This window comes from Pseudomonas sp. Pseusp97 (genome assembly GCF_047304025.1).
Lineage (GTDB): Bacteria > Pseudomonadota > Gammaproteobacteria > Pseudomonadales > Pseudomonadaceae > Pseudomonas.
This window is the reverse complement of the sequence record NZ_JBGLYK010000160.1, coordinates 1-13,669: the sequence shown is the minus strand read 5'-3', so window position 1 is coordinate 13,669 and position 13,669 is coordinate 1. Positions and strand designations below refer to the sequence as shown.

Genomic DNA, 13,669 nt, shown 5'->3' with positions numbered 1-13,669 from the left:
GTCCAGGCGGCCACGGCGTAGACCAGCAGCATCAGCCCGAACAACTGGCCGAGGCGCTGCAGCGGCCTTTTCGGCCCCAGTTCCAGGGTGCCGATGGCCAGGGCGACGCCGCCGGCCAGGGTGCCCCAGAGGGTCAGCGCCACCGGCCCGGACACCAGGCGCTCGAGCATCCAGATGGCCACGGCCAGCAGCATCACGCCGAAGACGTTGCGCACGCCGTTCATCCACGCGCCGCTCTTGGGCAGCAGCGCCCCGCCGCCAACGGCGAAGATCACCAGCGGCGTGCCCATGCCCAGGCCCAGGGAGAACAGCAGTAGGCCGCCGCCCACCGCGTCGCCGGTGCTGCTGATGTACAGCAGCAGGCCGGCCAGCGGGGCGGTGACGCAAGGCGACACCAGCAGGCTGGAAAGCACGCCGAGGGTCGCGGCGCCGGCAATCGAGCCGCCACGGGTGTTGTTGGCCATGTTGTCCAGGCGCTCGCGCACGAAGCCCGGCAGGCGCAGCTCGAAGGCGCCGAACATGGCGATGGCGAAGACCACGAAGAAGGCAGCGAAGGGGATCAGCACCCAGGGCGACTGCAGCATCGCCTGCAGGTTGAGCTTGGCGCCGAACAGGCCCATCAGGGTGCCGAGCACCGCGTAACAGGCCGCCATCGGCAGCACGTAGGCCAGCGACAGTGCCAGGCCGCGCATGCCGCCGGGGCGACCGCGCAGCACCACGCCGGAGAGGATCGGCAGCATCGGCAGCACGCAGGGGGTGAAGGTCAGCGCCAGGCCCAGCAGGAAGAAGATCACCAGCGCGCGGCCGAGTTTCTTGATCTTGCCCGGCTCGTGGTCGCCCAGCAGGCTGGCCAGCGGGTTGCCCGAGGCGGCGGACTTAGCCGCGGTGGCAGAGGGGGCGGGGCCGGTCACGACGCTGGCGGCCTGGCCATCGGCGATCTGCAGGCGGGTGGTTTCCGGCGCGTAGCACAGGCCCTTGTCGGCGCAGCCCTGGTAGCTGACGACCAGGGTGAAGGGCTTGTGCTGCGGGTTCAGCAGCGGCACTTCGATGTCGGTGATGGCGTAGTAGACCACCGTATCGCCGAAATAGTCGTCGTGATGCTGCTTGCCCGGCGGCAGCTTCACTTCGCCCACGCTCACGCCGCTGTCGGCGGGCTCGACCTTGAAGCTGAAACGGTGCTGGTAGAGGTAGTAGCCGTCGGCATTGATGAAGCGCAGCTTCACCTGCTGGCTGTCGCTGTCCTCGACGCTGACGCGGAAGGCTTCGGCCACCGGCAGGAAATCGCCCTTGGCCGGTTGTCCGACGGCGAAGCCGCCCTTCTCGGCGGGTTTGTCGAACAGGCCGGCGGAGGCGGGCAGGGCGACCAGGAGCAGGAGCAGGGTGAGCAGGCGGCGCATGGACATCTCGCGGACTACGTAATGGCGGACAGATGAGTGGCGGGCATGATAGCGGAAAGCTTCCGGTGCGGCCCGAGGCGTTGCCGGATCAGCTGTCACAAGAAGTGATAGAGGCTGTGGGACTGCGCCTACGAGTCCCGGTTCCCGCTGCCGCTGCGTCAATCGGCCGCGTGCCGGCCGAAGGCTGCCAGCAGGTCGCTGACGAAGGCCTGCTCGGCGTCGCCGGGGTGGCGACCGCGATGGCGGGTCAGGCTGAAGGCCACGTCGAAGCCCAGCTCGCCGGGCAGCAGTTCGCGCAGCTGGCCGCGCTCGATCCACGGCTGGGCGACATGCCTGGGCAGATAGCCGATGTGCGCTCCGGAGAGAATGAACGCCAGGCTCCCGTCCACCTGCTCGCAGCGCGCGCTGCTGCGGCTGGTTTGCAGCGGCTCATCGGCGGCAATGAAACGGTAGGGGTGCAGCACCTGGTCGGAGTCGGCCAGGGAGTCGCGGCTCGGTTTCCTTTCGCTGAAGGCCGGGTGCCCGGCGCCGCAGTAGAGTCCCTGGGGTTCGCTGAACAGCTCGACATGCTCCAGCGCCGCCTGGGTCCCGGCGAAATAGCCGACTGCCAGGTGCAGGCGGTCCTGCAGCAGCAGGCGCTCCAGTTCGGCGGGCGCGGCAGTGAGCAGTTCCAGATTGACCGCCTCGTTGCGCTGGCGGAAGCGGCGGATCGCCCCGGACAGCTGCGCCAGCACCTCGACGTCCAGCCCCTCGGAGAGCCCGATGCGCACCTCGCCGAGCAGCTTGTCGGCGACGCCGCGCGCCTCGTCGCGGAAGCCCTCGATGGCCACGAAGAGCCGCCGCGTCGATTGCAGCAGGTGCTCGCCCTTGGGCGTCAGGCGAAAACCACCCTTGCCGCGCTCGCAAAGGCGATAGCCCAGGCGCGTTTCCAGCTTGGCCATCTGGATGCTGATGCTCGGCTGGCTCAGCCCCAGCTCGCCCTGCGCGGCGCTGAAGCCGCCGCATTCGACCACGGTGACGAACAGCCGCAGCAGTTGCAGGTCGAGGTCGCGCAATTGGCTGAGCATCACCGTCTCCAAACATTGCCATGATGAAATGCCAAAGTAATTAACTTTGTATTTTTACAAAGTAAAGCCCGGCCCATGCTCGCCGCATAACCACAACAAGCTGAGGCGATGATCATGCGTGCGTTCTTCCGGGCTTCTCTCGCGGTTATGGCGGTGGCCCTGGCCATGCCCCTGCCGGCGCAGGAGCGGGTGCTCAACCTCTACAACTGGGCGGATTACGTCGGCGCCGATGCCCTGCAGCGCTTCCAGAAGGAAACCGGCATCCGCGTCAAATACGACACCTTCGACAGCGCCGAGGTGCTCGACAGCAAGCTGATGACCGGCCGCAGCGGCTACGACGTCGTCTTCCCCGCCAGCAGCGGGCTGGCCCGCGCGATCCAGGCCAAGGCCGTGCAGCCGGTGGACGACGCGCAGCTGAAGAACTTCGCCAACCTCGACCCGGAACTGTTGGCCAAGCTCGCCGCCATCGATCCGGGCAACCGCTTCGGCGTGCCCTACACCTGGGGCACCGTGGGCCTGGCGATCAACAAGGACGAGGTGCTCAAGCGCATTCCCGACGCCCCGCTGGACAGCCTCGACCTACTGTTCAAGCCCGAGTACGCCAGCCGCCTGGCCGACTGCGGCCTCTCCTTGATCGACTCGCCCCAGGAGGTGATCAGCGTGGCGCTGAACTATCTGGGCAAGCCGCCTTACAGCACCGATGCGGCGGACCTGGCCCAGGTCCGCGAATTGCTGGCGAAGCTGCAGCCCAGCGTGCGTTACATCGCCAGTGGCAAGCACATCAATGACCTGGCCAACGGCACGCTGTGCGTTGCCCTGACTTACACCGGCGACGCGCTGATGGGCGCTGCGCAGGCGAAACAGGCGAACAAGCCGTTCGAGGTGATCTATCGGATTCCCAGGGAAGGCACGCTGATCTGGTTCGACACCATGGCCATCCCGGTGGACGCGCCGCACCCGCAGGAGGCGCGCGCCTTCATCGACTTCATGCTGCGCCCGGATTCCATCGCCGAGCTGACCAACACCCTGTATTTCGCCAACGCCAACCTGAAGGCCACGCCGTTACTCAAGGCCGACGTGGCCGGCGACCCGGACATCTACCCGGCGCCGGCCATGCGCCAGAAGCTGTTCGGCGAGCAGTTGCTGACCTTGAAGCAGCAGCGCGAGCGGACGCGGCTGTGGTCGGCATTCCGGACCCGTAGCTAAGGAAACCGCGGGCTTTCGTAGGGCGCATAACGCGCCAGCGTTATCCGCCGAGCCGGGTCCGGACCGGCGGATAACCTGTCCCAGGTTATGCGCCCTATGGAGCTGATTCGTGTGCGTTTGCCCTCTCCCTAACCCTCTCCCTGAAGGGAGAGGGGACCGTTCGGTGCAGGTTGGAGCCGTAGCGTCAGCCGGCACAGACAGCTCCCTCTCCCTTCGGAGCGGGGCGCGCAGCCAGGGCTGGGGAGAGGGTGGTTCCGAAGACACCGAATTATCAGGACAACACCACAAAGACATCGATGAGGACACCATGGACATCGCCCAGGACAACGACCAGGCCATCACCCGCGACAGCCTCTATGGCACCGCGGCCGAATCCACCTACGCCGGCATCACCAGCTTCATGCGCCGCCGCTACAGTCGCGACCTGCGCGGCGTCGACCTGGTGGTCAGCGGCGTGCCCTTCGACACCGCCACCACCAACCGCCCCGGCAGCCGCTTCGGGCCGCGCGCGATCCGCGCCGCCTCGGTACAGATGGCCTGGGCGCGGCATTTCCCCTGGGAGTTCGATCCCTTCGACCACCTGGCGGTCGTCGACTACGGTGACTGCTCCTTCGACCACGGCGTGCCGCAGGAGACCCCGGACGTCATCGAGGCCCACGCCGCGCGCATCCTCGATGCCGGCTGCGCGCTGCTGACCCTGGGCGGCGACCACTTCATCAGCTACCCGCTGCTCAAGGCCCATGCAAAGAAGCACGGCCCGCTGTCGCTGATCCACTTCGACGCCCACAGCGACACCTGGCCGGACGAGGACTGCCAGCGGATCGACCACGGCACCATGTTCTACTACGCCGCCCGCGAGGGGCTGGTCGACCCGTCGCGCTCGGTGCAGGTCGGCCTGCGCACCACCAATGACGACGTGATGGGCTTCCAGGTGCTGGATGCCCGCGAGGTGCATCGCCATTCGCCGCAGGCCATCGCCGAGCGCATCCGCGCGCGGGTAGGCGATAACCCTGTGTACCTGACCTTCGACATCGACTGCCTCGATCCGGCCTTCGCTCCGGGCACCGGCACGCCGGTCTGTGGCGGGCTGAGTTCGCACCAGGCGCTGGAAATCCTCCGCGCGCTGCGCGGCATCAACCTGGTGGGGATGGACGTGGTGGAAGTCGCGCCACCCTACGACAGCGCCGAGATCACCGCCCTGGCCGGCGCGACCCTGGCGATGGAGATGGTTTGCCTCTACGCCGCGCGGCACAAGCTCGGCGAGCGTTGAGCCCGGTCTGAACAGCGTTCGCGAGCAAGCTCGCTCCTACAAGTTGAGCTCCGGTGTCTTCCTGTAGGAGCGAGCTTGCTCGCGAACCGCCTCAGCGCCTGCGGGTACAGGAAACCTCGGACGTAGGATGGCGTGGAGCGCAGCGATACCCATCAGTCGCCGCGTGCGGGCAGCATGGGTATCGCTGCGCTCCACCCATCCCACAAATGCCCAGCAGCAGTGCTCCGGAGTCGTCCTGTAGTAGCAAGCTCGCTCGCGAACCGCTCGGCACAAGAGCATCGCGGACGGAGTCCGCTCCTACGGGGTCCGAGTTACCGGCTCATACCCGGAACGTCCGCACCGCGATATGCAACGCGCCGCCCAGCTCCTGCAGTTGCTCGCCCTGGCTACGGCCCTGGCCGATCAGGCGCAGGTTTTCGCTGCCCAGCTGGTGGATGCGTTCGCTGTGCGAGCGAATCTCGCTGACCGCGCCGCTCTGCTGGGCGGAGCTCTCGGCGATGCGCTGGGCCATGCTGGCAATGGTGCGGATGGCGCCGACCACCTCGTCCAGCGCGCCGAGGAAGTCGCGCAGGCGGTTCAGCGATTCCTGCAGCTCCAGCAGGTCGCGGGTGCGGGTGGCCAGGGCGATGGGCTGGGCAAAGTCGCCGCGCGCCCAGGTCGAGAGCGCCGGGACCAGTTGGCCGAGCACCCGCGCCAGGCGGCGTTGCAGGGTGTCGATGAGCAGCGCGGTGGCGAGGATCAGGGCGATCAGCACTCCCTGGATGACGCGCACCTGGGTCTGGATCTTCGCGCGCTCCTCGCGCACCTGCGGCTCCAGGGTCGCCAGCGCCTGCTGCACTGCGCCCAGGCGCTGGGCGGTGGCGTTGGCCAGTTGCTGGCGCTGGGCGATCAGTTGGCGGGTGCGGTCCAGTTCATCCGGAAAGCGACGCAGCACGCTGGCGAGGTCGCGCTTCAAGGTCACGCCACGGTCCTCGCTCTGTGCCTGCGCGGTGGGCTGGGATTCCAGGCCCATCATGGCGGCGAAGTCGTCGGAGGCGGAGGCCTGCTGCTCCAGTACTCCGAGCAGCGGCAGGGCGTCGATGCGCCCGGCCAGCTGGCGCAGGGTTTCCAATTCGCGCTGGATATCCTCGGCCAGCGCCGGATTGCCGCTTTCCACCAGCTTGGCGCGGGCGTGGGCCAGGCGCGTCAGGTGCAGGCTGGCTTGCAGCAACGGGGTGCGGTAGCCGGCGGCAGCGGGGTTCTGGCTGGCCTCGGCATAGGCGCCGAGCTGGTCCAGCGCGGCCAGCAGGTCACGCTCGGCCTGCAGCAGCAGGCCTTGCGGGTCGCCGGCCAGCTTGCCGGCGGCGAGCAGCTGGTTGCCGCTGAACTGACGCAGTTCGTCGAGGCTCTGGCCGAGCAGTTGGCTGAGGCTGTCCGGCAGTTGCGGCAGCTCACCGGCCAATTCGTCCAGGCCTTGCTGGGCGGCCTTCTGCTTGAGCGCGTCGCCGCTGGCGAGGTAGGCCTGGATGTTCTGCGCGACCTGGCGCTCGAAGCCCTGGGAGAGTTCCAGGTAACGATCCATCAGGTTGAAGGGGCGCTCCAGGGCGCGCTGCGACCACCACAGGGTGGCGCCCAGCGCGATGCACACGAGCAGGAGCAGGAAGGTATTGAGATTGGTGAGCAGCTTGAGGCGCATGGCAGGTCTCGACCGACAGCGAAAAAACGGCGAGTCCTGAACCTATTGCAGTTTCGTTACTGGCTGATGACACGGTGCTATCATTGTGTCGGGAACTGGCGCGGCAGAGCGCCGCGCCGCGCCGGACCGGTGGCAGGTGTTACTTGTAGACCTCGACGCGATTGCGGCCGCCGTGCTTGGCGGTATACAGCGCCTCGTCGGCCTGTTTGGCGAGGGTCTTGATGTCCATGTCCTCGCCCAGCTCGGCGATGCCGCAGCTGAAGGTGCAGGAGAGATCGTGCGGTTGCGCCGGATAGTGGATCTCGGCGAAGCGCTGGCGGATTTCCTCCAGCACCTTGTGCGCCGAGGCGGCGTCGGTGTCCGGCAGCACCACGGCGAACTCCTCGCCGCCGTAACGGCCGATGTGGTCGGTCTTGCGCAGGCGCTGCTTGAGGAACAGCGCCAGGCTCTTGATCACCCGGTCGCCCATGGGGTGGCCGTAGGTATCGTTGACCCGCTTGAAATGGTCGATGTCGAGCATCGCGAAGGTCAGCGGGCGCTCTTCGCGGCGCGCGCGGAAGCGGGCATCGTCGAGCAGTTGCAGGGTGTGGGTGTGGTTGTACAGGCCGGTGAGGCTGTCACGCACCATCCGTGCCTTCAGGCTGCGCGCGCGGGCGGCACGGTTGCGCACTGTGGCGATCAGGTGACGCGGCTTGATCGGCTTGGTGAGGAAGTCGTCGCCGCCTTCGCTCATGGCGTCAAGTTGCTTGTCCAGGTCGTCCTCGGCGGACAGGTAGATGATCGGCACGCTGACATGGCGCTCGTGCTGGCGGATCACCTTGGCCAGTTCCGTGCCCAGGCACTCGGGCATGTACATGTCGAGGATGATCAGGTCCGGCTGGAACTCGGCCAGCTCGGCCATCACCGACAGCGGCGCGGTGAGCGCACGGGTGACGATGCCAGCGCTGTTGAGGACCATCTCGGTGTGCGCGGCCTGGGCGCGGGAGTCGTCGACGATCAGCACGCGGAACGGCTCGTAATGCGCCACGCGGGTCAGCGTCTCGATCTTCTCCAGCAGGCCGGAGGCGTCCAGCGCGCCGCTGAAGAAGTCCTGGCCACCGGCGCGGGCCGCGGCCAGGCGGGTCGGGGTGTCGGTTTCCTCATGGCTGAACAACAGCACCGGCAGTTTCTGCTTGAGGCCCGCCTGGGCCTCGTCGGCCAGCGCCAGGCCCTGGCCGCCGGCGAAGTCGATTTCCATGACGATGGCGGCCGGGTGGCGGTCGGCCATGGCGGCGCGGAAGGCGTTGGCATGCTCGCAGGGCTGCGCGGCCATGCCGAAGAATTCCAGCTGCTGGGCCAGGCGCTCGGCGCGCTCCAGATCCTGCAGGGCCAGGTAGACCGGCTTGCGCAGCGGCGGCAGGTGGGTCTGCTCGAACTGGTCGCCATGGCGCAGGCCGGTGCGCGAGAGGCGTTGCATCAGCCGGTTGAGCTCGGTGATCAGCTCGCTGGAAAGGCGCCCGCGGTTGTCCTGCACGGCGTGCAGGCAGTGGTCGATGGCTTTGGCCAGGTCGGCGTGCTCGGCCTGCTCGAAGCGCTCGGCGTAGCGCTGCAGGCGCAGACAGGCCTCGGCCAGCTCGGCCATCCCCGCGCTGTTCCACTCCGACCGCGACAGGCGCTGCCAGACTTCCAGCAGGTGACGGGCCTGGTGGATCACCCGCTGGGCAAAGTGATGCTTGAGGCGGTCGAGAGAGGGATCGTCGAGCTCGGTCATCGCGCGCTTCTTTATAGAGCCGTACCGGCGGCCTGCGGGGCGAGATGTTTCCGCCGTGATACACAGTGATGGCCCTATGCTACCAATCCTGGATGGCAATAACAGTGCCTTCGGTCAAACATTCGAAGCTTTGTAATTCGCAGCATTACCTAGCACCATGCGCAGGGTAGGCTGCGCTGGCTCGCCCGCATGCGGCATGCTTGCGCGGTGGGGCCTAAAATCCCGGCACCCTGGGGCCGGAAGCGGGTCCAAGCTATCTTCGAATTCGGGACATCAAGGAACTTGCCATGTGGAACTGGAAGAAACGCGGCTCCGTGCGTGATCGCGTGAACGACTCGGTGGATGACGCCCGCGCCTATTTCGGCGGCCCCTGGCTGGGCCGCGTGCTGGGTGGCCTGCTGGGCGTCTACCTGTTGATCAGCGGGGCGATCGGCTGGTACTGGAGCCAGGAGCCGGACCTCTTCCCCGTGCAGCAGAACGCCCAGGCCGCCGCCGAGCGCGCCGGCCGGCAGATGGTGGTGGGCTACACCACGGTGGAAACCCTCAAGGAAGTGGTCGCCACGCTGCTCAACAAGCCGGGCGGCTACCTGTCCAACGACATCTTCCCGCCGGGCGTCTGGCTGGACAACATGCCCAGCTGGGAATACGGCGCCCTGGTCCAGGTGCGCGACCTGTCCCGCGCGCTGCGCAAGGACTTCGCCCGCTCCCAGTCGCAGTCCACCGAGGACGCTGACCTGGCGCGCGCCGAGCCGCGCTTCAACTTCGACAACAAGAGCTGGGCGCTGCCGTCCTCCGAATCCGAGTACGCCGAAGGCATCAAGTCGCTGGACCGCTACCTCGCCCGTCTGTCCGCCGATCCGGCCGGCGCGCAGTTCTATGCCCGCGCCGACAGCCTGAACAACTGGCTGGGCGATGTTTCCACCCGCCTGGGCTCGCTGTCCCAGCGCCTCTCGGCGAGCGTCGGCCGGGTCAAGCTGAACACCAATATCACCCCGCTCAAGCCGGTCACCCCGGGCCAGGCGCCGGAAGTCGAGGAAGTGATCCAGGAAACCCCCTGGATGCAGATCGACAACGTCTTCTACGAAGCCCGTGGCCAGGCCTGGGCGCTGTCGCACATCCTGCGCGCCATCGAGGTGGACTTCGCCGATGTGCTGGCGAAGAAGAACGCCACCGTCAGCGTGCGCCAGATCATCCGCGAGCTGGAGGCCGCCGAGGCGCCGCTGTGGAGCCCGATGGTCCTCAACGGCAGCGGCTTCGGCGTGCTGGCCAACCACTCGCTGGTGATGGCCAACTACATCTCCCGCGCCAACGCCGCGATCATCGATCTGCGTCAACTGCTGGCCCAGGGTTGATGGACGGCATCAGCGACAAGGAAGCCGCCCACCGGGCGGCTTCGGATGCCGAACTGGTCGCCTGGGTGAACCGCGACGACCAGCTCAAGGGCAGCCTGCCGCGTGCCGAACTGCGCGAGCGCGGGCTGATCGGCCGGGGCACCTTCGTCCTGCTGTTCAACTCCGCCGGCGAGCTGTGCGTGCACCGTCGCACGCTGAGCAAGGCGATCTACCCCGGCTACTGGGACCCGGCCGCTGGCGGCATGGTGCAGGCGGACGAGAGCTACGCCGAATCCGCCGCCCGTGAACTGGAGGAAGAGCTGGGCATCGCCGGCGTCGAGTTGCGCGAGCATGGTTCGTTCTTCTTCGACCAGCCGGACAACCGCCTGTGGTGCGCGGTGTTCTCCGCCGTGTCCGATGCGCCGTTGAAGCTGCAGCCCGAAGAAGTCATGGAGGCGCGCTTCATCGATCCGCACCAGGTGCTGGCCGAGGCCCGGGCGGGGACGCCGTACTGCCCGGATTCGCTGGCGGCGCTGCGCAAGTATCTGGTGAGTTTCTGACGCAGCCATCCGCTGCGGACTGCTCTTCGTAGGAGCGAGCTTGCTCGCGAACCAGGCTCCTCAGCGGGAGTTGTTCGCGAGCAAGCTCGCTCCTACAGAGCCATCCCAGGCTCCGGTGTGGCCGGCATGTCGCCAAACCGCCGATCAATGACGCATTTTCGCTCTTAGCATTTGCCTCCAATGCTGCTAAATTGCGCGACCTTTCCGGCAGGGTCCTCCGCCGGGATTTGCGCAGCCCCTGCCTGAGTGGGGCGTCGCGGTCGGCGCCAGCCGGCCATTCGTTGACCTGGCCCGAAGAGGCCAATCCTGGGGAAACGCCCGGTGGTCAAGAAAGCATCCTCCCTGTCCGCCCTCGGCGGGCTCGTCTACTCCACTGATACTGGCCGGCATTGCCCGGACTGCAATCAGCCCATTGGCGCGTGCATCTGCAAGCAGGCCGGGATTCCGGCCGGCGATGGCATCGCTCGCGTGCGTCGGGAAACCAAGGGCCGCGGTGGCAAGACCGTGACCACGGTGACCGGCGTGCCGCTGGCGGCCGATGCGCTGAAGGACCTGGCCACCGCGCTGAAGAAGCGTTGCGGCACGGGTGGCGCGTTGAAGGACGGCATCATCGAGATCCAGGGCGACCACGTCGACCTGCTGCTCGAAGAGCTGACCAGGCGCGGCCTCAAGGCGAAGAAATCCGGCGGCTGAGCCGTCTGTTGTCGCAAGCGACTCTCCCCTGTCGAGAACGGGTTCCAGGCGATGCGCATGCTGCGCATGGCCGGCAAGCCCTTTCCCTAGATGGGAGATTTATCGGCGCGCCCCTGGCGTGTCGTCGGATTTTCCTAAACTTACCGCCAAAGCCGGCGGTCAACACGGCAACGTCACGAGGCCCGGCTAGGTTTAACCAGCAGGCCTTGACGACTCACCCGCACGCCGGGCGGGCGCCTGCACACATTCGCGCAATCTGAGGAGACCACCCCGCATGGCCGCTAGACGGACCCGCAAAGACGACGGCAGCAACTGGACCGTGGCTGACAGCCGCAGCATCTATGGAATTCGCCACTGGGGCGCTGGCTACTACGCCATCAACGACGCCGGTAACGTGGAAGTTCGCCCGCAGGGCGCCGATGCCCAGCCGATCGATCTGCATGCGGTGGTCGAGCAGCTGCGTGAGGCGGGCCTGTCGCTGCCGCTGCTGGTGCGCTTCCCGGACATCCTCCAGGACCGCGTGCGCAAGCTCACCGGCGCCTTCGACGCCAACATCGCGCGCCTGGAATACAGCAGCCGCTACACCGCGCTGTACCCGATCAAGGTGAACCAGCAGGAAGCGGTGGTGGAAAGCATCATCGCCACCCAGAACGTCTCCATCGGCCTGGAAGCCGGCTCCAAGCCCGAGCTGATGGCCGTGCTGGCGCTGGCGCCGAAGGGCGGCACCATCGTCTGCAACGGCTACAAGGACCGCGAGTTCATCAAGCTGGCGCTGATGGGGCAGAAGCTCGGCCACAACGTGTTCATCGTGATCGAGAAGGAATCCGAGGTGCAGCTGGTGATCGAGGAGGCCGCCGTCATTGGCGTGCTGCCCCAGGTCGGCTTGCGCGTGCGCCTGTCCTCGCTGGCGTCCTCCAAGTGGGCGGACACCGGTGGCGAGAAGGCCAAGTTCGGCCTGTCCGCCGCGCAGCTGCTGTCGGTGGTCGAGCGCTTCCGCGCCGCTGGCCTGGACCAGGGCGTGCGCCTGCTGCACTTCCACATGGGCTCGCAGATCGCCAACCTGGCCGACTACCAGCACGGCTTCAAGGAAGCCATCCGCTATTACGGCGAACTGCGCGCCCTCGGCCTGCCGGTGGACCACGTGGACGTCGGCGGCGGCCTGGGCGTGGACTACGACGGTACCCACTCGCGCAATGCCAGCTCGATCAACTACGACATCGACGACTACGCCGGTGTGGTGGTGGGCATGCTCAAGGAGTTCTGCGACGCGCAGGGACTGCCGCATCCGCACATCTTCTCCGAGAGCGGCCGCGCGCTGACCGCGCACCACGCGGTGCTGATCACCCAGGTCACCGACGTCGAGCGCCACAACGACGAGCTGCCGAAGATCACCGACCTGGCCGAACAGCCGGAGATCGTCCAGTGGCTGGCCGACCTGCTCGGCCCGACCGACGCCGAGATGGTCACCGAGACCTACTGGCGCGCGACCCACTACATGAGCGACGCCGCCGCGCAGTACGCCGAGGGCAAGATCAGCCTGGCGCAGAAGGCCCTGGCCGAGCAGTGCTACTTCGCCATCTGCCGTCGCCTGCACAACCAGCTCAAGGCGCACCAGCGTTCGCACCGCCAGGTGCTCGACGAGCTCAACGACAAGCTGGCCGACAAGTACATCTGCAACTTCTCGGTGTTCCAGAGCCTGCCCGACACCTGGGCCATCGGCCAAGTGCTGCCGATCCTGCCGATCCACCGCCTGGGCGAGGAGCCGACCCGCCGCGCGGTGCTGCAGGACCTGACCTGCGACTCCGACGGCAAGATCACCCAGTACGTCGACGAGCAGAGCATCGAGACCAGCATGCCGGTGCACGACGTGAAGGAAGGCGAGGACTACCTGATCGGCACCTTCCTGGTCGGCGCCTACCAGGAAATTCTCGGCGACATGCACAACCTGTTCGGCGACACCGACTCGGTGAACGTCTACCAGAACGCCGACGGCAGCTACTACCACGCCGGCATCGAGACCCACGACACCATCGAGGACATGCTGCGCTACGTGCACCTGTCGCCCGAGGAGCTGATGACCCACTACCGCGACAAGGTTGCCGGGGCCAAGCTCACCGTCCGCGAGCGTACGCAGTTCCTGGATGCGCTGCGCCTGGGGTTGACCCGCTCGGCCTACCTGTCGTCCTGATCGGACGGCGGTCTGCGTGATGAAAAGCCCCGCTTCGGCGGGGCTTTTTCTTGCTCTTCGTGGGAGCGAGAGTGTGCCTGTGCCTCGCTCGCGAACGGGGCTCCGCAGCTGAGGCTGTTCGCGAGCAAGCTCGCTCCCACAGGAAAGTGCCGGAGCACGAGGCAGCGTAGGAGCGGACCTTGTCCGCGAAATCCAGCGCGGCGTAATCATCGCTGTTCGGGAGGCACCTCGGCAGGATGCCAGCTGAGGCGATGGTGGCCAGCCGGCAGTTTCGGTGTGGTGGTGGGGATTCGCGGACAAGGTCCGCTCCTACGGGGAATGCTGCCGGTGTGGTGCAGATCGTAGGGCGCATAACGCGCCAGCGTTATCCGCCGCGGGGCGGTCGGCGGATAACCCGTTCCGGGTTATGCGCCCTACGGTCCTTTTTCTTGCTCTTCGTAGGAGCGGGGGGGGGGGGGGGGCGCGCCGCCCGGGGGGGGGGGGGGGGGGGGGGGGGGGGGGCGGGGGGGGGGGGGGGGGGGGGGGGGGGGGG

10 protein-coding genes are annotated in these 13,669 nt (G+C 67.2%); 6 read left to right on the top strand and 4 right to left on the bottom strand.

Going from position 1 to position 13,669, the window contains the following annotated elements:
• A partial coding sequence (gene dsbD, locus ACCC94_RS21585) for a protein-disulfide reductase DsbD (protein WP_413351583.1) occupies window positions 1-1,397 on the bottom strand: 1,397 nt, incomplete at its 3' end.
• 158 nt (window positions 1,398-1,555) lie between these two features.
• On the bottom strand, window positions 1,556-2,464 hold the full coding sequence (locus tag ACCC94_RS21580; RefSeq protein WP_413351581.1) for a LysR family transcriptional regulator: 909 nt from the start codon (window positions 2,462-2,464) through the stop codon (window positions 1,556-1,558).
• Window positions 2,465-2,578: 114 nt separating this feature from the next.
• On the opposite strand from ACCC94_RS21580, the gene ACCC94_RS21575 reads away from it, so the two are divergent.
• The gene (locus ACCC94_RS21575; protein ID WP_413351578.1) at window positions 2,579-3,670 is read left to right on the top strand and encodes a polyamine ABC transporter substrate-binding protein; all 1,092 of its coding nucleotides are present in this window, start codon (window positions 2,579-2,581) and stop codon (window positions 3,668-3,670) included.
• Window positions 3,671-3,977: 307 nt separating this feature from the next.
• Window positions 3,978-4,940: an agmatinase gene (speB, locus tag ACCC94_RS21570; protein ID WP_413351577.1), complete on the top strand. Its 963-nt coding sequence runs from the start codon at window positions 3,978-3,980 to the stop codon at window positions 4,938-4,940.
• A 319-nt stretch (window positions 4,941-5,259) separates the two neighbouring features.
• Here speB and ACCC94_RS21565 read toward each other — a convergent pair whose 3' ends face one another.
• Both ACCC94_RS21565 and ACCC94_RS21560 read right to left on the bottom strand, forming a co-directional pair.
• Window positions 5,260-6,615, bottom strand: coding sequence for a hypothetical protein (locus ACCC94_RS21565; RefSeq protein WP_413351576.1), 1,356 nt, complete (start codon window positions 6,613-6,615; stop codon window positions 5,260-5,262).
• A 139-nt stretch (window positions 6,616-6,754) separates the two neighbouring features.
• A complete protein-coding gene (locus tag ACCC94_RS21560; protein ID WP_413351575.1) occupies window positions 6,755-8,365 on the bottom strand; it encodes a diguanylate cyclase in 1,611 nt (536 codons plus the stop codon).
• 287 nt (window positions 8,366-8,652) lie between these two features.
• Here ACCC94_RS21560 and ACCC94_RS21555 point away from each other — a divergent pair, with 287 nt between their 5' ends.
• The 4 genes from ACCC94_RS21555 to speA all read left to right on the top strand — a co-directional run bounded on the left by ACCC94_RS21555 (window position 8,653) and on the right by speA (window position 13,137).
• A complete protein-coding gene (locus tag ACCC94_RS21555) occupies window positions 8,653-9,717 on the top strand; it encodes a DUF2333 family protein (RefSeq protein WP_413351574.1) in 1,065 nt (354 codons plus the stop codon).
• On the top strand, window positions 9,717-10,256 hold the full coding sequence (locus ACCC94_RS21550) for an NUDIX hydrolase (protein ID WP_413351573.1): 540 nt from the start codon (window positions 9,717-9,719) through the stop codon (window positions 10,254-10,256). Before ACCC94_RS21555 ends, ACCC94_RS21550 begins: the two co-directional genes overlap by 1 nt.
• A 321-nt stretch (window positions 10,257-10,577) precedes the next feature.
• On the top strand, window positions 10,578-10,949 hold the full coding sequence (locus ACCC94_RS21545) for a translation initiation factor Sui1 (protein ID WP_413351572.1): 372 nt from the start codon (window positions 10,578-10,580) through the stop codon (window positions 10,947-10,949).
• Between the two features lie 274 nt (window positions 10,950-11,223).
• On the top strand, window positions 11,224-13,137 hold the full coding sequence (gene speA / locus ACCC94_RS21540) for an arginine decarboxylase (protein ID WP_413351571.1): 1,914 nt from the start codon (window positions 11,224-11,226) through the stop codon (window positions 13,135-13,137).
• Window positions 13,138-13,669 lie beyond the last annotated feature (532 nt).